The organism is Polluticoccus soli (assembly GCF_029269745.1).
Lineage (GTDB): Bacteria > Bacteroidota > Bacteroidia > Chitinophagales > Chitinophagaceae > Polluticoccus > Polluticoccus soli.
Genome location: NZ_JARJHT010000002.1, coordinates 196,387 through 215,341, shown reverse-complemented (window position 1 = coordinate 215,341; position 18,955 = coordinate 196,387). Strand labels below are relative to the sequence as shown.

19 protein-coding genes and 1 tRNA gene are annotated in these 18,955 nt (G+C 46.3%); 8 read left to right on the top strand and 12 right to left on the bottom strand.

The features are described from left to right. Entirely contained in the window at nucleotides 1–468 is a 468-nt protein-coding gene (locus P2W83_RS11535; RefSeq protein WP_276133889.1) for a hypothetical protein, read from the top strand. Between the two features lie 25 nt (nucleotides 469–493). Here the strand turns inward: P2W83_RS11535 and P2W83_RS11530 are convergent, their stop codons facing one another. Beyond that, complete coding sequence (locus P2W83_RS11530) at nucleotides 494–1,729, bottom strand: hypothetical protein (RefSeq protein ID WP_276133888.1); 1,236 nt, start codon at nucleotides 1,727–1,729, stop codon at nucleotides 494–496. A gap of 71 nt (nucleotides 1,730–1,800) precedes the next feature. Further along, nucleotides 1,801–3,207, bottom strand: a complete 1,407-nt coding sequence (fumC, locus tag P2W83_RS11525) for a class II fumarate hydratase (protein WP_276133887.1) — start codon at nucleotides 3,205–3,207, stop codon at nucleotides 1,801–1,803. 80 nt (nucleotides 3,208–3,287) lie between these two features. On the opposite strand from fumC, the gene P2W83_RS11520 reads away from it, so the two are divergent. Together P2W83_RS11520 and P2W83_RS11515 are read left to right on the top strand one after the other, a co-directional pair. Beyond that, the gene (locus P2W83_RS11520; RefSeq protein WP_276133886.1) at nucleotides 3,288–4,229 is read left to right on the top strand and encodes a cytochrome-c peroxidase; all 942 of its coding nucleotides are present in this window, start codon (nucleotides 3,288–3,290) and stop codon (nucleotides 4,227–4,229) included. A 59-nt stretch (nucleotides 4,230–4,288) separates the two neighbouring features. Then, nucleotides 4,289–5,962 (top strand): hypothetical protein, encoded by a 1,674-nt coding sequence (locus P2W83_RS11515; protein WP_276133885.1) that lies wholly within the window; start codon nucleotides 4,289–4,291, stop codon nucleotides 5,960–5,962. A 44-nt stretch (nucleotides 5,963–6,006) separates the two neighbouring features. Here the strand turns inward: P2W83_RS11515 and P2W83_RS11510 are convergent, their stop codons facing one another. Beyond that, nucleotides 6,007–6,687, bottom strand: a complete 681-nt coding sequence (locus P2W83_RS11510) for a Dph6-related ATP pyrophosphatase (RefSeq protein ID WP_276133884.1) — start codon at nucleotides 6,685–6,687, stop codon at nucleotides 6,007–6,009. An 88-nt stretch (nucleotides 6,688–6,775) separates the two neighbouring features. Then, the gene (locus tag P2W83_RS11505; RefSeq protein ID WP_276133883.1) at nucleotides 6,776–7,324 is read right to left on the bottom strand and encodes a glycosyltransferase family protein; all 549 of its coding nucleotides are present in this window, start codon (nucleotides 7,322–7,324) and stop codon (nucleotides 6,776–6,778) included. A gap of 281 nt (nucleotides 7,325–7,605) precedes the next feature. Here P2W83_RS11505 and P2W83_RS11500 point away from each other — a divergent pair, with 281 nt between their 5' ends. Then, nucleotides 7,606–7,767: a hypothetical protein gene (locus tag P2W83_RS11500; RefSeq protein WP_276133882.1), complete on the top strand. Its 162-nt coding sequence runs from the start codon at nucleotides 7,606–7,608 to the stop codon at nucleotides 7,765–7,767. Between the two features lie 37 nt (nucleotides 7,768–7,804). After that, nucleotides 7,805–9,097 (top strand): NAD(P)/FAD-dependent oxidoreductase, encoded by a 1,293-nt coding sequence (locus P2W83_RS11495; RefSeq protein WP_276133881.1) that lies wholly within the window; start codon nucleotides 7,805–7,807, stop codon nucleotides 9,095–9,097. On the opposite strand, the gene P2W83_RS11490 is transcribed toward P2W83_RS11495, so the two are convergent. From P2W83_RS11490 to P2W83_RS11455, 8 genes are all read right to left on the bottom strand, one after another. Beyond that, nucleotides 9,094–9,801 carry a hypothetical protein gene (locus P2W83_RS11490; protein WP_276133880.1) on the bottom strand — a complete coding sequence of 236 codons (708 nt, stop codon included), beginning with the start codon at nucleotides 9,799–9,801 and terminating at the stop codon, nucleotides 9,094–9,096. The genes P2W83_RS11495 and P2W83_RS11490 overlap by 4 nt on opposite strands. Nucleotides 9,802–9,937: 136 nt before the next feature. Then, nucleotides 9,938–10,024, bottom strand: a tRNA-Ser gene (locus tag P2W83_RS11485). A gap of 28 nt (nucleotides 10,025–10,052) precedes the next feature. Then, a complete protein-coding gene (locus P2W83_RS11480; RefSeq protein WP_276133879.1) occupies nucleotides 10,053–10,820 on the bottom strand; it encodes a TatD family hydrolase in 768 nt (255 codons plus the stop codon). Next, nucleotides 10,817–11,443, bottom strand: a complete 627-nt coding sequence (locus P2W83_RS11475; RefSeq protein ID WP_276133878.1) for a polysaccharide deacetylase family protein — start codon at nucleotides 11,441–11,443, stop codon at nucleotides 10,817–10,819. The genes P2W83_RS11480 and P2W83_RS11475 overlap by 4 nt, the downstream gene beginning before the upstream one ends. Nucleotides 11,444–11,476: 33 nt before the next feature. Beyond that, nucleotides 11,477–12,223: a tetratricopeptide repeat protein gene (locus tag P2W83_RS11470; protein WP_276133877.1), complete on the bottom strand. Its 747-nt coding sequence runs from the start codon at nucleotides 12,221–12,223 to the stop codon at nucleotides 11,477–11,479. After that, nucleotides 12,220–14,211 carry a BatD family protein gene (locus tag P2W83_RS11465; RefSeq protein ID WP_276133876.1) on the bottom strand — a complete coding sequence of 664 codons (1,992 nt, stop codon included), beginning with the start codon at nucleotides 14,209–14,211 and terminating at the stop codon, nucleotides 12,220–12,222. Before P2W83_RS11465 ends, P2W83_RS11470 begins: the two co-directional genes overlap by 4 nt. A 75-nt stretch (nucleotides 14,212–14,286) precedes the next feature. Then, a complete protein-coding gene (locus P2W83_RS11460) occupies nucleotides 14,287–14,991 on the bottom strand; it encodes an SDR family oxidoreductase (protein WP_276133875.1) in 705 nt (234 codons plus the stop codon). 7 nt (nucleotides 14,992–14,998) lie between these two features. After that, nucleotides 14,999–15,883: a hypothetical protein gene (locus P2W83_RS11455; protein ID WP_276133874.1), complete on the bottom strand. Its 885-nt coding sequence runs from the start codon at nucleotides 15,881–15,883 to the stop codon at nucleotides 14,999–15,001. Between the two features lie 128 nt (nucleotides 15,884–16,011). On the opposite strand from P2W83_RS11455, the gene P2W83_RS11450 reads away from it, so the two are divergent. The 3 genes from P2W83_RS11450 to P2W83_RS11440 are packed head-to-tail and all read left to right on the top strand — an operon-like array spanning nucleotide 16,012 to nucleotide 18,803. Next, nucleotides 16,012–16,923 (top strand): T9SS type A sorting domain-containing protein, encoded by a 912-nt coding sequence (locus P2W83_RS11450; protein WP_276133873.1) that lies wholly within the window; start codon nucleotides 16,012–16,014, stop codon nucleotides 16,921–16,923. A 10-nt stretch (nucleotides 16,924–16,933) separates the two neighbouring features. Next, a complete protein-coding gene (locus tag P2W83_RS11445; protein WP_276133872.1) occupies nucleotides 16,934–18,412 on the top strand; it encodes a T9SS type A sorting domain-containing protein in 1,479 nt (492 codons plus the stop codon). Nucleotides 18,413–18,443: 31 nt separating this feature from the next. Then, the gene (locus P2W83_RS11440; protein ID WP_276133871.1) at nucleotides 18,444–18,803 is read left to right on the top strand and encodes an Imm63 family immunity protein; all 360 of its coding nucleotides are present in this window, start codon (nucleotides 18,444–18,446) and stop codon (nucleotides 18,801–18,803) included. The last annotated feature ends 152 nt before the right edge of the window (nucleotides 18,804–18,955 follow it).

Here is an 18,955-nt window from a genome sequence, read left to right as displayed (position 1 = left end):
ATGAGATTGATAATAGCCGCAGCGGTTGTGGCTCTTGCTTCCTGCAAAGCACCAACCACTGCTCAACACAAAACTGCCGCTCAGCCGGCAGTTCTTGTTTATAAAACAAAAGCAGATTACAATCACTTTGTCCCGGTCATTCTTTCCGATGACAAATCGTCGATCGTTTCCTACCCTGCTCCATCAGACCTAATGGTAGGCGACAAATACAGCAAACCAACGCTGCTGCATGATGGCTACCTGCTGGACAATAGAGGCATCGGCAAAAATTCGGCGTTCGTCAGGCTTACCTATGACGAGTACGCAGCAATGGGGACTGCCCCATCATTGGAAGAATTGTATAACCTGATCATCGACAAAAACCCGCTGACCGAACTCTACGATTGCGGAACCAGCATGACCGAAGCTGAATTAAATAGCCTGATAGACAGTAAGCAGCTCAAGAAAAAATGCAAGAAGATAAAATGATAAAAAAGCGCCTTGAGGCGCTTTTTTATTGTAATTGCTTTGGTTTGAAACTCAACCACAACTTTACCAACAGATAAAGCAACAGAACTCCAAAGAGCGCCGCAATGAAAACATGGTTATAAATAGCCGTGTGGTAATTACTCAGGTGCATCACAGCTCCTACTTTCTCGACATTGAGAAAATAGGCAGCTGAAAATATGATGTATGGCAAGAACCTTTTTGTGTAAAATGCGTAAGCAGCAATGAAGATGAATGCAGGGTGGCTATACCGCTCGTGCATTTGTGTATTGAAAAAGAAAAAGCAAAGACCAAGCACAGCACATATCAGCCAAACTTGTTCCCTCGTTAGCTCCAGCCTTTTCATACCGGCTACCATACGCGTGTATAATACCCGCAACATAGGCAGCAACGCAAGAAATGAACATAGAAAAAAGGTTGCAAAACCAAATTGCCTGTAAGTTATGCCCCCAATGTAATTACCGGTATCCGGAAGGTTCCATACTCCATCGCCCAGCGCAATATGCCAATAATTAAAGGCCATTACAGAAACGTGCGGGTATTGACCTACAAGGTTAAATGCCACCTCCAATATGCGATCAATAGTGCCAAGGAACGGAATGAGAATAACAAATTGGGTTGCAGCCATAGCCATCAATGGCAGAAGAAATGACTTCAGAGTCCGCTGCTCCAACGCATGCTGCAGATAGAAAAAGCCCCACACAGGAAAGAATATTATAGCTTGTAGCTTCGTATTCAGTGCAAGGATAAAGAAGAGCGCAGACAAAGCTGTTTTTCTATGGAAACCATAATATGTAGATATGAATGCAAATGTTGCTACTATTCCATCAACCTGTCCCCAAATGAGTGTATTGTATGAGTAAGCAATATTGACCAGGCTCAGTATGACCAGCCAGTAGAACGCAATCTTTTTATCGATCCATTTATAGATATACCACAACCCTAGCCAGTCTATGGCCAACGTTGCCAATTTAATGTAATGGACATTCTCATTAATGATCTTCTCGCTGCCGCAAATAAGTCCGAATACGTACAATATGTAGTGAAAAACCGGAAGGTAATTGGTGCGCATCGGGCTATTAGGATCATTATAAGCGTTACTCAATCCTTCCTTAAGGTCATGCGAGGCCCAAACAGTCCAACACCAATTGTCATAATCATAGATAGGAAAGGCCTTGATATTAAAGGCGATCAACGCGAAAAGAAGTATAGGGATGGCAATATTTAAATAGCGTGACAGCATAGGCGCATTTGAAGTAAAAATACAAAGCACCCTTAATAGAGTGCTTTGTAAAACATCATTTGAAAGTAATACTAATTCTTTGGCAGTTCACCCACCATTGTTGCTGGGTCAACCCATTCGTCAAATTGCTCAGAAGTCACATAACCCAGGTCAATAGCTGTTTGTTTCAGGGTCTTGCCTTGTTTGTGTGCCGTCTGTGCAATTTCAGCAGCCTTGTAGTAACCTATTTTTGTATTTAAAGAAGTTACCAGCATCAGTGAATTGTGCAGGTGCTGATCTATGTTTTTTTGGATTGGCTCAATACCTACTGCGCATTTGTCGTTGAACGACACGCAGCCATCACCTATCAAACGTGCACTGTGCAGGAAGTTGTAGATCATCACCGGCTTGAACACGTTCAGCTCAAAATGACCTGTAGCACCACCGATGTTGATGGCAACATCGTTACCCATAACCTGCGCCGCTATCATAGTAAGCGCCTCGCACTGCGTTGGGTTTACTTTACCTGGCATGATTGATGAACCCGGCTCGTTGTCTGGAATAAACAGCTCACCGATACCGCTGCGCGGGCCCGAGCTCAGCATACGGATGTCGTTTGCGATCTTCATCAGGCTAACGGCAACTGTTTTCAGTGCTCCGTGTGCTTCTACGATAGCATCGTGTGCAGCAAGGCTCTCAAATTTATTTTCCGCGGTGATGAAAGGCAGGCCAGTCAGATCTGCGATCTTCTTCGCTACTTTCTCAGCATAACCTGGAGGGGTGTTGATGCCCGTACCTACTGCAGTACCACCCAAAGCCAACTCGCTAAGGTGCGCCAGTGTATTATTGATAGCACGCAGACCATGATCCAGCTGAGACACGTAACCACTGATCTCTTGTCCCAGTGTGAGTGGTGTAGCATCCATAAAGTGTGTACGGCCTATCTTCACTACGTTCATATACTCTTTCGACTTTTTGTCAAGTGTATCGCGCAGCTTTTTGATGCCGGGAATGGTCACGTCGATCAGCATCTTATATGCTGCGATGTGCATAGCCGTCGGGAAAGTATCGTTTGATGACTGTGATTTGTTCACGTCATCGTTAGGGTGTACAAATTTCTCTTTGTCGGTCAGCTGCCCACCATTAACAACGTGAGCGCGATAAGCTACCACTTCGTTCACGTTCATGTTTGACTGAGTACCAGAACCTGTTTGCCATACTACCAATGGAAACTCGTTATCAAGCTTACCTTCCAGTATCTCGTCACAAACCTTACCGATTAGTTCAGCTTTCTCGTTTGGCAACACACCCAGTTCCGCATTGGTCAAAGCCGCTGCCTTTTTCAGGTAGGCAAATGCCTTAATGATCTCTTTAGGCATTTTGTTGATGTCCTGCGCTATGCGGAAGTTGTCGATAGAGCGTTGTGTTTGCGCGCCATAGTAGGCTTCTTTGGGCACTTTCACTTCGCCCATGGTATCTTTCTCAATACGATGATCCATATATGGAAATGTTTAGATTTATCAAGTTGGCCGCAAAGTTATTAAATGAAGCGTAAAGCCCTAAACCTTAATTTTGCGCTGTGAAAAAGACACCCGTTTTATCTCTCCTGCTCCTGGCCATAGTTGCCGGCACGGCCTTTGCGCCCGGCCCGGACAGGCCGACCAAAGAGTCGCTGGGTAAAATGTTGTTTTTTGATCCGATCCTGTCGGAGGACAGTTCGGTGAGCTGTGCCTCGTGCCACAAACCCGAGTTTGCCTTTGCCGATACAACTCAATTCAGCCAGGGAGTTCATGGGCGCATAGGTGGCCGTAATACGCCGTCTGCTATGAACATGGATTCCCGTGAGGCTTTTTTCTGGGATGGAAGGGCTGTAACGCTGGAACAACAGGCACTTGGACCTATCGAAAACCCGCTGGAAATGAACCTGCCCGCAAACGAAGCTGTGAAACGGCTGAGCCGCAGTCCCAGGTACCGGTCAGTGTTCCATAAGGTTTTTAAACAATATCCCAATAAGCAAAACCTGGCACAGGCCCTGGCGGCATTTGAGCGCACGCTGGAAACCAGTAATACTCCTAACGACCGTTGGCTGAACGATGAACCGCACAGCATGAGCGAGCAACAGATCCGCGGCCGCGAGGTTTTTCGTACCAAGGTCAAGTGCCTGGAATGCCATTTCAGTCCGGATTTTACAGGCGATGAATTCCGTTCTATAGGCTTGTTTAATGGCAGGAATGCGAATGACTCAGGCCGCTACGCAGTAACAAAAAGCCCCGCCGACCTTGGCAAAATGAAAGTACCCGGCTTGCGCAACGTGGCCATCACCGCACCCTACATGCACAATGGCAGTTTCAAAACGTTGCGTGAGGTAATTGACTACTACGACAACCCGGTCCTGCACATGCCTGACGGTCTCAACCGCGACTCGCTATTACTTCATCCTCTCGGCTTAACAGAAGTCGAGAAACAGGATCTTGAGGCGTTTCTACATGCACTTACGGATGATCAATTCGTAAAAAAATAGCTTCCTGCACTTTCATTCGCCCGACGCATTTATTATCATTGCTATACAAAGCACCGATAATGAAAAAGACCTTCCTTGCAGCCCTGTTGGCGCTATCAGCCCCCTCTGCAATTGTTGCGCAGCAACACAAGATCGAATACAGCACACCTTTTGACGAGCCCGAAAGCGGCTGGAACAAAGTAATGCAGCTGAAAAATGGAAACACTTTCTTTTTTCATTTTACCAAAAAGAAAGGCATCGAAGTGATCGTGTACGACAAAAACAGAAAAGTAATTTCTGAACAGGTCATCACCAGCAACAACTGGGAGCCAAAGAAAATGTCGTCGTCGATGATAGAGGGGCTGTATGAACTGGGTGGTCAACCCGTCATATTCCTTCACCAGTTGCTGGATCGTACGCCTACCCTCTTCCGTATCAGGCTTGATGCAAACACCGGCTCTGTACTGGAAGAAAATGCTATCAGCACCCTGCCACGTTATAAAGCAGGCGCTGCATGGGCAATGGCTTATGGTGGCGTTGAAGCCATGGACTTCTACATTGAAAAAGACCCCGTATCAGACAACTATGCCGTTGTAAACTTCAATTCATTTGCACACGAAAGCAGCGAACGTGTTGAGGTGATCCACTACAGTGCAGAAGGAGGTGGTAATCACAAAGTGCTCAATCGCGCATTCTATGACGCGCAGGGTTTTAAATACCTCAATTTCATTGGCATGTCGGTGGATGGCTCAAAACGTGTCTTCATGTGCACATACGGCTATAATACTAACGGCAACGGTGGCAAAGATTCGCGTGTTATCATCTCCAGGCTCGGCAAAGGCGAAAAAGAGTTCACGCACAAAAAACTCGAATTCACCGACGACTTTAAGGATACGAAGGCTGTTATGGAATACAATCCCGGTACTAACCTTATACAGTTACTTACGCTTACCTATACAACCTCCAAGAATAAGTTTTTCAGCAACAAGACTACAGCTTACTATATGACGCTGATGAGCTACGTTGATCCCGAATCTCTGTACATAGTGGCAACAAAGCCGCTGATGAATGAAAAAGTAAGCTCATACGCACAAAGCCATTTTGCCTCAAACAACCAGTCTTATAGTGGTTTGCCACAGCAAATGGTCATCAACAACGATCACAGCACTACAGTTCTTTTCGAAGAAAGCGATAAGGAAGTCGTTACTAACGCCAATACCGGACAAATCGTTTCAGCCAAAACCTTCCTTGGAAGTATTGGCATATCGGAGCTGAACGAAAAAGGCATGGAACAAGATGGTTATGCGATCACCAAAGTACAACAGGCCAATGGTTTGATCGACCCACTGTATATTTCGCACAAGAGCAAAGGCCATTGGTCTTACCGTGGAGGAGTTGGAAACCCAATGATCGTAAACAACAACGCATTCATGTCGTTCGACTACGTTAATGCCAACGCCAATAGGTACATCCTATTCAACGACTATACGGAGAACTTTCATAAGGGCGAAGATGCCAAACGCAAAAAAGTAGTGGTTGCCATCAGCGATGCTAATACAGTTTGTTACAAACTGAACAACGGGAAACTCGATAAATACTTCCTGTTTGGCGCCCCTAAAGAAGACAACGAATCGAAATTCTGCTATATCGAGTCCTCACATTTCATGAAGGACAACAATACCTACGCGACCCTAATGATGGACCGCAAAGGCCGCAAAAAACAAGCACAAATTGCCTGGGTATCCTTTCAATAAAAGCTTTAAGACCATAAAAAAGCCGCTCATAGTGAGCGGCTTTTTTATACATCGATATCAAGAAAATAAAATCCCGATCGAAGCTCCCCTTCGCCGTACTCTCGGTATACAGACTCTCCTTTGCTGACAGCTATTGGAGTGTCGAAGAATGGTGCATTATAAACAAACGTGTGAAACTCCCCATTCTCTCCACAGGGATCAACGTTGGCGGGTAGATCGGCAAGAAATTGCCTATCTACCTTTCGGCCAAGGAAAGATTCGTCGAGATACTTTGCATTTACGCACACAACCATTGCTTCAATACCTATATCTTCTAGCTCGCCCACCATTCCCCTGGTATCTTTCTTCCATAAGGGGAATAAAGCCGTCATGCCTAATGTAGCGAGCTGCTGTTCTCTATAAGCTCTCAGGTCTTCAAGAAAAATATCGCCGAAGGCGGAAATGGCTATATCTTCCTTTTGCAACTCTTCCAAAGCCAGTTGCATCGCAGTCTTATAGGTTACATCATCAGGAGACGCCGGCAGGTATATCTTCTTTACCGGAACGTTCATTTGTTTGGATTGCGCATCCAGCAGCTGCTCACGTACGCCATGCATTACTACCCTTCCATGTTCAAGATTTACAGTTGTCAATAGCTTTACAACACGATAGTTACTGTTTTGCAACAGGTGGTAATACGCCAGTGCCGCGTCCTTACCAGAGCTCCAGTTTAAAACGACCTTCATGGTTGCGAAAATAGGACAGTAAACAATTGCCGGCGTGACAGCACGGCTCCTTTTCTTGATCAGCCGTAACGGTTGTCAATTGAAACCACTACTTCAAAAGTCGGGCAGTAGTGCCAAATTTAAAGTTAGTTTTAAATGTAGCGGGCTCAGGCACACCATTGAAATGACCCTGAAGTCGCAGGTAGACTGTATCCTTTAAAAGGTAATCTTTGAGGTTTTGCTCGGAACAATGAAAGGAGATGCTATCCGCATCATTGGGAATACTATTTTGGTCGGTCATGAGTATTTCCGGCAGACCGACAGCGGATATGTAAACCTGCAGGCTATCGACAAAGTCGAAGTTACAATGGTGCCCGCTAGAGACCTTCTGAGAAAAGGACCTCAACTTAATAGCTATCACCTGGCCGGTGTCCAACCCCATTTTATTTATCGAAGCCAATGAGCCGGTAGCTACTGCCAGAATTGGTAAAGAATAGGACATCCCTTCTACAGGAACATGAAAACCACTATCAAATGCGGGTGACACAAACTCCTTTGAATAAGGCATGTCGACATTCACATTTGAAAAATATCTAATTTTTTCGCACGAGGCCAGTAAAAGCAGCGTTGCAACGGCCGTAAAAGCTCTGTATCCCATACTAGTAAACTAAAAAGGTGAAAAGAATTATGTCAATACGATATTAACACCATGATTATCAAAAATTTATGAGCTACATCACCAGAAACTGGCGATCTGTGTCACCTTATCTCTTCTGATTACCAGGTTGCCTTATAGGAATATAAAAAATCAATATTTGATTAATTTTTTGTATATTTGCAATTAACAGCACTAAAAGTGCTCCGCTTTGGAACAACTTCATCATAAGTATATTTTCTTATCAAGATTCTGTTGATGTTGCCTTTCAAAACCGACAACAAATGGCAACAAATCACCCTGTGAAAACACAGCAGCGCGATATTTCGACGAATACAGCTGCTGCCGACTTAACCGATAGCGCGGATTTCGACAACAAGACGGTACCGACATGGCATAGCTTTTTAGCTATCCAGCATAACTTCTGTCTATTTGATTGGCAGTGAAAGCACAAGTAGTTTTGTATAACCAAAAAATCAAGTCATGGCCCAAAAGCGTGTAGTGATTCTAGGGGCAGGCTTCGCAGGTCTGCAATTGGCGAGGAACATTAAGGATAGCGGGTACGATATCACCATAATAGATCAATATAATTTCCACCAATTTCAGCCGTTATTTTACCAGGTAGCCACTGCCAGGCTCGAACCAAGTTCTATATCGTTCCCACTTCGTAAGATATTCCAGGGCAAAAAAAACGTACATGTGCGCGTGGCAAAGGGTATCAATGTAGATATAGCCAACAACCTTGTAGAAACCGACGAGTGTAACTTTCAATATGACTACCTGATAGTAGCAACCGGCTGCACAACCAACTTCTTTGGTAATAAAAACCTTGAGCGGTACGCCTACCCAATGAAGTCTACAACAGAAGCGATCACACTTCGTAACCGCATCCTGCTGAATTTCGAAGATGCTCTGCATTGTAGCCCCGACGACTACGAGGGTATTATGAATATTGTCGTGGCAGGCGGCGGACCTACAGGTGTAGAAATGGCCGGCTCATTGGCGGAGATGAAGAAATATGTGCTCCCAAGGGATTATCCAGACATGGATTTTTCAAAACTGCAGATACACCTGGTAGAAGGGGGACCCGCAACACTGGGCGCGATGAGCAAAGCGTCACAGCGCAAATCGCAGGAATTCCTGGAACGCATGGGCGTTAAGGTATGGACCAACACCCTTGTTGAAGATTACGACGGGCGCGTGATCACCCTGAAAGATGGCAAAACCATTCGTACTAGCAACCTGATATGGGCTGCGGGTGTTACTGGCAACCTTCCAACCGGTATACCAAAAGAAACGGTTGTTCGCGGCAACCGCATCAAGGTTGATGAATACAACCGCGTTGAAGGTCATCCCAACATCTTCGCCCTTGGGGACATTGCTTATATGGAAACTAAAGAGTGGCCTAAAGGACATCCTCAATTGGCTAATGTGGCCATCAATCAGGCTAAACACATGGCCAAGAATATGAAACACATGCTGAAAGGCGGGGAATTAAAAAAGTTCACCTACAAAAACCCAGGCACTATGGCTACGATCGGCAAGCGTAAGGCTGTGGTTGACCTGCCCGCATTTAGCTTCCAGGGATTCTTTGCTTGGTTGTTCTGGATGTTCCTGCACCTCATGCTCATACTTAGCGTAAAGAACAAGCTGATCATCTTTATCAACTGGGCTATCAGCTACTTTACCAACGATACTACATTGCGGCTTATTTTGCTACCGACAAGGAAACAAATAGATTTGGCAAAGCAGCACCATCAGCTTATAGATAATTAAGCAGCCAACTGCCGTACAAGCATTCGCTTAGCTATGGGCAGGAGCGTTTCATCAAGGGGAACGTTCAAAGCTGACTCGATGCAGTAAACCGCAGGATTAGGCAATGTGCGAATAGCTCTGATTATGTCCCGTTTGATATGCTCATAGGTATTGGCGACAGTTTTCTCAAACCTGTCCACATAGTTCATCTTTACGCCTTTGTAACGCGCGTCCTTATGCTCAAATAAAGTAACGGTATAGGCGTATGCCCTAACCTCAGAGTAGCTACCAAAGCGCAGTAGCATGTAACCCTCATTTTTGTACAGCGGCAATATGCCAACGGATTCAATATGCAGCTGCTTCTCAACGATCTCATATATTTCCGCACCACTGTCAATGGTTGATTTCATTTCAGCAAGCGCATAGCCAGTAATACGCTCGAGCTCCTGCATCAGCTCATCGTCCGCGAGCATGCGGCTATAGACAAGTTCAAGCTGTTGCATATTAACCGCATCAAGCTGCCTCGGAAAATTATCCTGAAGCAGCTTTTTATTATCGCGGAAGGAGATAAGATTATTATAGTGAAAGATGATATCAGACAGTTGCGGATAGAGCTTCGTTTCATTGAAGTGCTTATTCACTTCCTGCAAATAAGCCAGCAATCGATACTTCTGCAATTCAAAGTCAAGATAACCTTCTAAAAACCATGTTTCACTCAACACCATAACCGGAATATTTCTATACCTAATTTACTAAAAGCAAAAGCAATGCCACAAGAGGTAGTTGATGACTTGTAGAAGTCTGAAAGGTCTGTTAAAAGAGGTGTAAAAGAAAAAAGCCCTCAAGCGGGCTTTCAATCTGCGGAGAGAAAGGGATTCGAACCCTTGATACCCTTTCGGGTATACACACTTTCCAGGCGTGCCTCTTCAACCACTCGAGCACCTCTCCTGAAGGCTTGCAAAGGTAATAAATACCCTCACTTACCGAAAACTTTTTCAGCGTTTTGGGTGGTAATGGTGGCTACATCAGCTATATCCGCTCCTTTTAGTTCGGCTATTTTGGTTGCTATGAGAGGTATATAACCGCTTTCATTGCGCTTACCCCTGTAAGGAACCGGTGCCAGGTAGGGCGCATCAGTCTCTAATACCATATGATCCAGCGCCACGTTCTTCACTACATCCGCAAGGTTGGCTTTTTTGAAGGTCACTACCCCCCCGATGCCTAGATACAAACCGAGATCAATGATCTGCCTGGCTTCGTCTTCGGTACCGCTAAAGCAGTGGAAGATGCCTTTCAGCCGGCCATTCTGTTTCTTCTTTACCACATCTATACAGGCCTGCGTTGATTCGCGGCTGTGTATGACGATGGGCAGGTCGTATTGCAGCGCCCAGTCTATTTGTGTTTCAAATGCTTCCAGCTGCTGATTAACGAAGGTCTTGTCCCAATAATAATCCAGGCCTATTTCCCCGATCGCATAGAACTTCTGCTTGGCCAGCCATTGCTCCACTGTCGCCAGTTCGTCTTTATAGTTCTCCTTTACATACACGGGATGCAACCCCATCATCGGGAAACAGTTCTCCGGCCACTCACCTGCTATCTTCATCATTCCATCAATGGTAGTAGAATCGCAGTTGGGCATATACATCCGCTTGACACCGGCATCGATAGCCCGCTGGATCATCTCATGGTTATCAGGCGCCAGTTGTTCATCGTACAGGTGTGTATGTGTGTCTATCAGTATCATTCGTTCGGTATTGCTTTAAGCTCCCAGTTCTTATCCTTACAAAATGCTAAAACCTTTGGCAATGCATAGTACATGCGTGCCCATGCCTTCTCGCTATCATGGAACACCACTATTGAACCGGGCTCCATGTGTTTCTCTACATTCTGCAGGCACTTCTCAGGCGTCAGTTCCAAGTCAAAATCGCCGCTCAGCACATCCCACATAATGATCTTCCAGCCGGCCTGTATCATAAAGTTGGACTGCACTCTGGATATCCTTCCATACGGAGGTCTGAACAACTTGCTCTTTATATGTTTGGTTGCTTGCTTTACATCATCGAGGTAGGCTTCTGTATCAGTCTTCCAGCCATTGACGTGGTTTTGCGTATGATTACCCACTGTATGCCCTTCATCCAATATCCGCTGATAGATGTCCGGGAACTCCTCAATATTCTTACCGATGCAAAAAAACGTCGCTTTCGCCCCATACTGTTTCAGTTGATCCAGCACGAAAGGTGTAGCTGTTGGATGCGGCCCATCGTCGAAGGTGAGGTAAACTGCTGGCTGGTCTTCTTTGGGCATACGCCAGACCTGCTTGCCATAGACACTCCTGAGCCACCATGGCGTTTTTACTGAATATGCCATAGTGCAAACCTCCTAAAACTTTTCCATACCATATCAGATTCTTTCCAGCTGGGCTTGCTTCATCCAGCCAGTGCGACCATCAGGCAACGATACTTCTACCCATCCTGACGTGGAGCCCTTCCATCTTACTGTCGTGCCTTCAGGGATGAGACTTTGCGATTTGCCCGCGCGTGGATCGGCATATAGCGGCGCATCGTTTTGCATTACTACCGCCTGTCCACTATCAGCATTGCGCTGGGCCGCAAAGAATGAAAACACCAGGCATACTGCCCAGATTGCTGCAGTAATACCTACTACCTGCACGGGCATCATTTGCAGTTTACCGAAACGACGTGCTAACAGCAGAGCTATAAACGCTATAAAGAGTGTAAGTGAGACAATTGCCCATGCACCGGCCTTGTTGCCACTTGTCAGCGCCTTCCACCAGCTTACAAAGAAGATATCGGGAGAGGCCTGTATGCGGTTGCTGATGCGGGCTTGTGTGAGTGCCAGGTTATCTTTCGCCGTATTATTAGAAGGATCTAACTGGAGCGCACGCTCATAGTTGAGTACGGCAAGACCAATTTGGTTGAGCCTGTAATAAGCGTTGCCGAGGTTGTAATAGATCTCAGCTTTAGTTGGCTTCTCGGCTACCAGCTTCTCAAAATATGCTGCGGCGCTATCGTACTGCTTTTGTGCATAATAGCTATTGCCTTTCTGCCACAGCTGTTCAAAATAGTCAGACTTTGCCGAGACACTGAGCGAACCAAGCAGGATACACAATAGTGCTATGAGTCTCATTTGAATACCTCCTCCAGTTTACTGATAACATCTACCGCCTGCTGATACGTCTGCGACATCTGCGCGCTGCCACTCATATTCGGTGCATACAGCGAGGTCTCGCATTGGTCTATAACCCGCTCTGCATCTTGTTGTAGTTCTAAAGGTATCTTTCTTGCCTGCAGGGCTTCCTGCGCGCGTTCACGGCTCAGTTCCGACAACGGGATATTTAGCTTATCGCTCAGGTAGAGCCAGATGGCTTTTGATACTTCTTCATAGAACTGTTTTGCATTGTTTTGCTGCAACAGCTTCTGCGCAGTACCCAGTCGTTTGAGGGCTACTTTATTAGCACGCCTGTTCTTCAGCGCCACCACGTCTTTCGACAGTTCATCTTCTCTCCTCCTCCATACCAGCAGTCCCAGGAATGCAAACAATGGAGCTGCATACATTGACCAGTAACCTGCAGTAAAGAACAGGGGCTTGCTATCATAGCCAATGTTGTTCAACGGCTTTTTGTCGATGTCATGAATATCGGCAAGCTGAGTATTGCGGTTAGATGGTTTGTTCTTGCCCTGCGTCACACGCACCTTTACTGGTTGCGTATTCAATGTTACATAAGCACCCGACTGTGGATTGAAATAAGTGAATGGAACTGATGGTATCTCGTAATCGCCGGGGGTATTGGCGGAAATAGCATAGGTAATGATCTTGGAGCCGCTGATGGTAGTACTGCGGCCAGTGACCGTATCTATTATTTGCGGATCAAAAGCGCTCAGGCCATTGGGCAGGTTCAGTTTTGGCGCCTCTATCAGCTTAAGGTTACCACTGCCCGTGATGGTCATTTTGAAATTCAGTACATCGTCGGTAGTGAGCTGTGTTTTATCGGTCTTGGCACTTACGGTAAAGTTGCCCACAGCACCGCCATAATCTGCTGGTTTGTCTTTTTCAGGCAGCGGTGTAACTGTTACTTTCACCGGTGTGCTTTTCAGTTTCACCTTCACATCACGGTAGGCAACGCTGTTGAAGAAATCATCGTTGAAGAACGGGTCGTTCATCATCATGCTACCAAAGCCAAACGGATCGTCAAAATAATCGGCAAACGGATTGCGCTGTTTTACCTGCTGTACTATACGCGCTACACCCTCAGCTTCGGCAGGGTCAAGCTCAAGCGTACCGGTTTGCTGCGGGAACAGTGCCGATTTTTTCAGCAGGAACACCTGGTATTTCTTGCCGTTCACGATCTCTTCGGTAGGCTTTGGATTATTCCTTGGGATATCGAAATCCTGCGTCCAGAAGCCATTGAGCGAAGGCAGCTTGGATATGCTCACATTCATCGGCAGGCGTGCATACAGTTTGTAGCTGGCTGTTATCTGCTCACCCACATGTACTTTACTCTTATCTACTGCCACGCGAATGAACAGGTCTTTGCTGAGGTCAACATCTTTAGTGGCAGCCTGCGGTTGTTGTTGCTGCTGCTGTTGCTGTTGGCGCATTGCCTGCAACTGGCGCTGGCGCTGTTGCATCATGGCTGTGAACGGATCGTCGGTAAACGGATCGTAGGCCTGCATCGCCTGCTGGCGGCGAGGCTGCAATGAACCCTGTACTACCTGCACGGCCAGGTTATTTGATTGATAAGTATGTCCGTCGGCATCTTTGGCAACGGCGCCGGGTATAACTAAACGGCCGGTGTGCCTTGCCTGCACTACGTAAGTAATAGAAATGCTGGTAGTTTGCTGCATCTGGCCATTGGCATACGATACCTGGCTGTTGTTGGACTGGTATGGTCCGCCCAGTATGCGAAAATCTTTTGTGAGTCCCTGTGGGTTAATGGTTTGCAGGTTTTGTGCATCCTGGATAGTATAACTGATCTGCAACTGATCGTCTGCTCCTATCCTCTCTGCGCTGGCATTCGTAGTGAATACCACGTTTTGGGCTAATACGGTTTTACATGCTGTAAACAACAGCACCAATACAATACTAAACCGCCACATGTTACTATTGCGTGTCATTTTGGGTGACTACAAAATTAGCTTGAACGCTTTGCCGTGGGTAAGGGTGCACTGCTAAAACTAAGTTAAAAATGTTTATATATCTCCTTTAATTGGCCTCATAACTATGGTTTCAACATTAGCTGCGGCACTGAGGCTATAAGCAGACCATACAATTTCGGCAACGTCATTGGCTTCCATCATGCGTTCTGCAGGTATTCCTGCTCCTTCCCACGAGCGGCTTTGGGTGGCTCCCGGGCAGATAGCTGTCACTTTGATATTATCGGGCATCAGCTCAATACGAAGGTTGTCGCTGAAGCCAAGCAACGCATATTTGGTGATACCGTAGGCACCGCCGTTAGGATAGGCCTTCAGGCTGGCAACCGAACACATATTAAATATGTGTCCGCTTTTGTTTTTCTGCATGGCGGGTACTACCTGGCGGGTAAGGTGGTAAGCGCTGAAGAAGTTGACATTCATCAGGGTTTCCATATGACCCTCTGGTTCGCCGATGAGGGTACCCGGGAAGAACAGGCCTGCATTGTTCACCAGCACATCAATAACCGGGAAACGCTCCAGCACCTGGCGGGCAAACGACAGCACATCCTGCTTTACGGACAGGTCGGCGCGGTGGGCGATGATCTGTGCCGAGGGAAAGCGCTGCTTCCATTCAGTCTCTACCGCGTGCAGGTCATTGTGGCTGCGGGCGCAGATAGCTACCGAAAAACCGTGCGACAATAGTTTCTCTGCTACGGCCTTGCCTATTCCTTGCGTGGCTCCTGTTATGATGGCATATGGCATGGCGCAATTATACGGATTTTGATGAAAAACCAACATCTGGCGGCGGGGAAGCTTGCACGTATATAGCTTTTGTCACAACTGCTCTTTGAACACTTGCTTTGGTATAGGCCGCAGAATGCGTCTGCGCCGGCTTTGCGCGGGCTTTTGTTACAGATTGTTTCTGAATTAATCTCTCTTCAAAGGCATTCACTAGCTCGTCGACGCTCGGTTGTTTCGAAAATTTCAAGATATCCCCAGTCCCCCCTTTCAAGGGGGCGGAGGGGGATGTCCGCGCCATGCGGGTTATGTCAACAATCCGTGTTACACCACATCCCCCTGTCAATGCTGCGCATTGACGTCCCGCTTCAAAGGGGGAAATGGAAACACTTGCTGGTATTAAGCCCGGCAATGAATTTGTTACAGAATGTTCCCGTTTTTCGCGCGGCAACAGGCTGGCCATGATGCGGGTAAAGCGGCGTTCAATGACCGGCCAGTTGTCGTAGCCGGATTCCAGGCGCTGGTCAAGAACAAGGGCATCGAGCCTGGTGCTAATAGGCGGGTCATCATCAACGATCACTGATTGACCTTTGACGATGAATACGCGTTTCCTGCGCAACTCTTTCATTATCACTTTATAAAGAACTGCACGAATTTCCAGTCGCCGCTCACGTGCTTTTCGCTCTCTTTTTGCGCCTTCTTCCAACGCTTTTTTGTGTGATTCTTCACGGCGTTGTTTCAGTATGGGCTCAATGCGCTGCCGGATATGTGGATAAGCGAATAAACGAATACCTCCTACCCTGGCAGATGCAGTTTGGGCTTTGGGGTAAGCTGTGCGGTATGCTTTGGTTAGATCTTCATGCTTTAGCATGCAGCGGATAAAGACCTCGTGCTGAGGTTTCCAGTAGGATTTCATGGTTGTTGATTGACCGGGTTAAATCAGGTGATTTTCATAGGGTTATCGGCTGGTACATTTTAATAACAAATTTACGTAAAAAACAGGAACGCATCAAGAAAAAATATTAACTTTAGAGAAACCGCGTTATGAAAAAACTATTTACTCTATTGGCTATTCTACTTCCATATCTTCCAAATGCTCAAGGATGGTATTTCTACGATCAATGCAACCTCGACGCGTCAGGTGGATGTAGTCATCAATTCATTATCGATACAGCAAACTATCCAAACAACAAATGGCAGACCGGCAAACCCCAAAAAACCATTTTTGATTCGGCTTTCAGCTACCCCAATGCTATAGCAACCGACACGTTAAACCCGTACCCGACCAATGACACGTCGGTATTTATTGTAAAACACACAAATTCTATATGGCCTTTTGTTTCTGTTTTTTCTTTGAGGTTTATGTACAAACTCGATATTGACTCTGGTGAAATAGCAAAAATCGAAGTATCTGGTGACAGCGGCCTACATTGGGTAAATGCAATGACAGAGGATACCATCTATGATTTTTTCTGGGCGGAGCCCAAGCCTAGACTAGACACATCATCTCATGAGTGGAAGGCCTTTGATGTCGTCATGTCTGCCTGGCGCAATGCTGCATATTTTCAGAAAACATACCCCAGTTATATCTCGGCAGATACATTCCTGTACCGCTTCACATTTATTTCCGATGGTGTACAAACCAACAAAGAGGGCTGGATGATGGACAATTTTCTGTTCCAGGATTGGGTAGAAGGTGTCAAAGACCTGCAAAACAATCACCTCGTTGACGTCTACCCCAATCCTTCATCAGGCGACATTACCATCAAAAACAATTCGACAAGAGATCACAAATCGGTAGTAAGTATCTATAACCTGCAAGGCCAGAAAGCATATCGAACCGAAAACATCCCTTCAAATGGGCAGTTGCACCTTGACTTGCCCGATGGCTTGTATTATCTTAAGTACTCGGCAGATGAACAGTATGCAATAAAGAAGATCACTATTATCAACTAAAATCGAGCGTATGAAACGGACGTTAACACTATTGTTCATAATATTGGCCTCGGTGGCCCAGGCGCAAACAGACTGGTGGTGTGTGCAGCCTTCAGTTAAGCGCTATTTCCTTAACGATTACTACTACCTGCGCGGCATGCGCGTGGACTCGGTCAAGGCCATAGGCAGCAACACGGTGTTGTATCCTTTCAAATCAGCGCGCGGCTACTATCTCAGCAACCAGAAGCTGAAACCATCAGGCAGCTGGCTGGGAGATACAATTATAATTGCCCCCGACGGGACGCATTATTTCGACAACTACTGGGGAGATACAGTTGTTATTAAAAGCCAGGCGGCGCTGAACGACAGTTGGGAGCTTTATAATGATGCGACAGCACAACACTATTCAGCAACTGTAACGGCTGTAAATACAGCAACTGTTCTTGGCGCGTTGGATGAGATCAAGGACATCACCATTACTGCCTGGAATGGCGCGGCGGTAAATAGCGACGATCCGCTGCACAATACGAAGATCATTCTTAGTAAAAACCACGGATTTGTGCGGGTTCCCGATCTGTACCTGTTCCCAATGCACGAACCTGACCAGGTTTACCAGCGCGGTTTCGACTTCTGGATAGACAGGGACCTGCCTTTCCCCATCACACCTACTGCCAGCCAGTTGTATTTCAACCTTATCGATCTACCGAACCCCAACGTCCTGAACATTTACGACTTCAAAGTTGGAGACATGTTTGAATATAAAACGGACGGCGTTGAGAATGTTAGTAAGTCTGATTTGGAAAAGATCGTTCTCGAAGAAGTTGTTGAAAAAACTGTTGGGGCAACTTCAGTCCAATACAAAATAGCCCGCTGGACATACACACAGAATTTCAAAACGTTCCCACCATCGCACAGCACGGTACCGGCTTATGTAACTGTGAATTACAACTCTGCACTGCTACTGGATACGAACTACATGCCGGAGGAATGGGGCCAGAAAGACATCATACGTTACAACCCACTCGATACTACGTTTTGCGAGACCGCACCAGCCTACGAGCGCTTATCTATCAATATGCAGGCAGATAGCTCCCTGGTAACTATGGAACCCTGCGGTTATGGCTACCAGTATAAACAAAAGCTTGGCCGTACCTTGTATCACACCTGTTGGGACAAAAACTTTGGCGGGTATTACCGCACCCAGCTTTTGCACACGCGCAAAAACGGGAATCCATGCTATCGCTATTATGCACTGGACGTAGAGCAGTCGGCAAAGGCTGAATTGAATATCTATCCCAATCCGGCATCAGATCAATTGGTGGTAAACCTTCCTACAGCGGGCGATGCTACCATTACACTGCACAACGCAGTTGGTCAGTTGGTGAAGCAAATACAAACAAGGGACCGATCAACATCAATAGAAGTTACGGATCTGCCGGCGGGGCTTTACCATATCAGTATACTGCAGAATGGCGAAAGGGTGATAGATAAAGTTCTGATAGAGCATTAGCCGCTAAATATTTACATTGCGCTGGATAATCATGGACCAACGTCTCATTAAAATCCAGGCAGCAATTAATGAACTGACCGAAAAGATCGGAATTGTCCCTCCCGTCATTGGCTATGGCGAAGCTATTCTCAACGGATTGTATATTGAAGCTGAAGGAAAATCCTGGGTTACATACAGGCTTATGTGTAGCGGTGAACGTGGAGGCGAAGACCTTGTCACAATCGCCTTGAATGAAGACGACTTGTTATATGCAATACTCAAGGAGGTTACTTTTCACCCTGCCATTACATTCGCCGCAAAGCAGGCCCCTCGAAACATCAATCAAAGGCGTGTTCATTTTGAGAAACAAGAAGAGTTGATGGGCAGCGTAAAATCAGATTGGAAAGATTGACTACAGAAGGAACACCAGACAATATTAAAAGGCAATCCATTCGATGACAACAGCGGCTTGCGTGTCGATTACATTACAGAACTGAGATCAGCTGGCTTGTCTTATTCCGAAGCATCCAAAGAAGCAGAGAAAAAGTATCCACGACCAACGAA

Bases quoted from the DNA above. Each gene is read 5' to 3' on its own strand.
- P2W83_RS11535 (WP_276133889.1), top strand. From the start codon at position 1: ATGAGATTGATAATAGCCGCAGCGGTTGTGGCTCTTGCTTCCTGCAAA.
- P2W83_RS11530 (WP_276133888.1), bottom strand. From the start codon at position 1,729: ATGCTGTCACGCTATTTAAATATTGCCATCCCTATACTTCTTTTCGCG.
- fumC (WP_276133887.1), bottom strand. From the start codon at position 3,207: ATGGATCATCGTATTGAGAAAGATACCATGGGCGAAGTGAAAGTGCCC.
- P2W83_RS11515 (WP_276133885.1), top strand. From the start codon at position 4,289: ATGAAAAAGACCTTCCTTGCAGCCCTGTTGGCGCTATCAGCCCCCTCT.
- P2W83_RS11510 (WP_276133884.1), bottom strand. From the start codon at position 6,687: ATGAAGGTCGTTTTAAACTGGAGCTCTGGTAAGGACGCGGCACTGGCG.
- P2W83_RS11505 (WP_276133883.1), bottom strand. From the start codon at position 7,324: ATGGGATACAGAGCTTTTACGGCCGTTGCAACGCTGCTTTTACTGGCC.
- P2W83_RS11500 (WP_276133882.1), top strand. From the start codon at position 7,606: ATGGCAACAAATCACCCTGTGAAAACACAGCAGCGCGATATTTCGACG.
- P2W83_RS11495 (WP_276133881.1), top strand. From the start codon at position 7,805: ATGGCCCAAAAGCGTGTAGTGATTCTAGGGGCAGGCTTCGCAGGTCTG.
- P2W83_RS11490 (WP_276133880.1), bottom strand. From the start codon at position 9,801: ATGGTGTTGAGTGAAACATGGTTTTTAGAAGGTTATCTTGACTTTGAA.
- P2W83_RS11480 (WP_276133879.1), bottom strand. From the start codon at position 10,820: ATGATACTGATAGACACACATACACACCTGTACGATGAACAACTGGCG.
- P2W83_RS11475 (WP_276133878.1), bottom strand. From the start codon at position 11,443: ATGGCATATTCAGTAAAAACGCCATGGTGGCTCAGGAGTGTCTATGGC.
- P2W83_RS11470 (WP_276133877.1), bottom strand. From the start codon at position 12,223: ATGAGACTCATAGCACTATTGTGTATCCTGCTTGGTTCGCTCAGTGTC.
- P2W83_RS11465 (WP_276133876.1), bottom strand. From the start codon at position 14,211: ATGACACGCAATAGTAACATGTGGCGGTTTAGTATTGTATTGGTGCTG.
- P2W83_RS11460 (WP_276133875.1), bottom strand. From the start codon at position 14,991: ATGCCATATGCCATCATAACAGGAGCCACGCAAGGAATAGGCAAGGCC.
- P2W83_RS11455 (WP_276133874.1), bottom strand. From the start codon at position 15,883: ATGAAATCCTACTGGAAACCTCAGCACGAGGTCTTTATCCGCTGCATG.
- P2W83_RS11450 (WP_276133873.1), top strand. From the start codon at position 16,012: ATGAAAAAACTATTTACTCTATTGGCTATTCTACTTCCATATCTTCCA.
- P2W83_RS11445 (WP_276133872.1), top strand. From the start codon at position 16,934: ATGAAACGGACGTTAACACTATTGTTCATAATATTGGCCTCGGTGGCC.
- P2W83_RS11440 (WP_276133871.1), top strand. From the start codon at position 18,444: ATGGACCAACGTCTCATTAAAATCCAGGCAGCAATTAATGAACTGACC.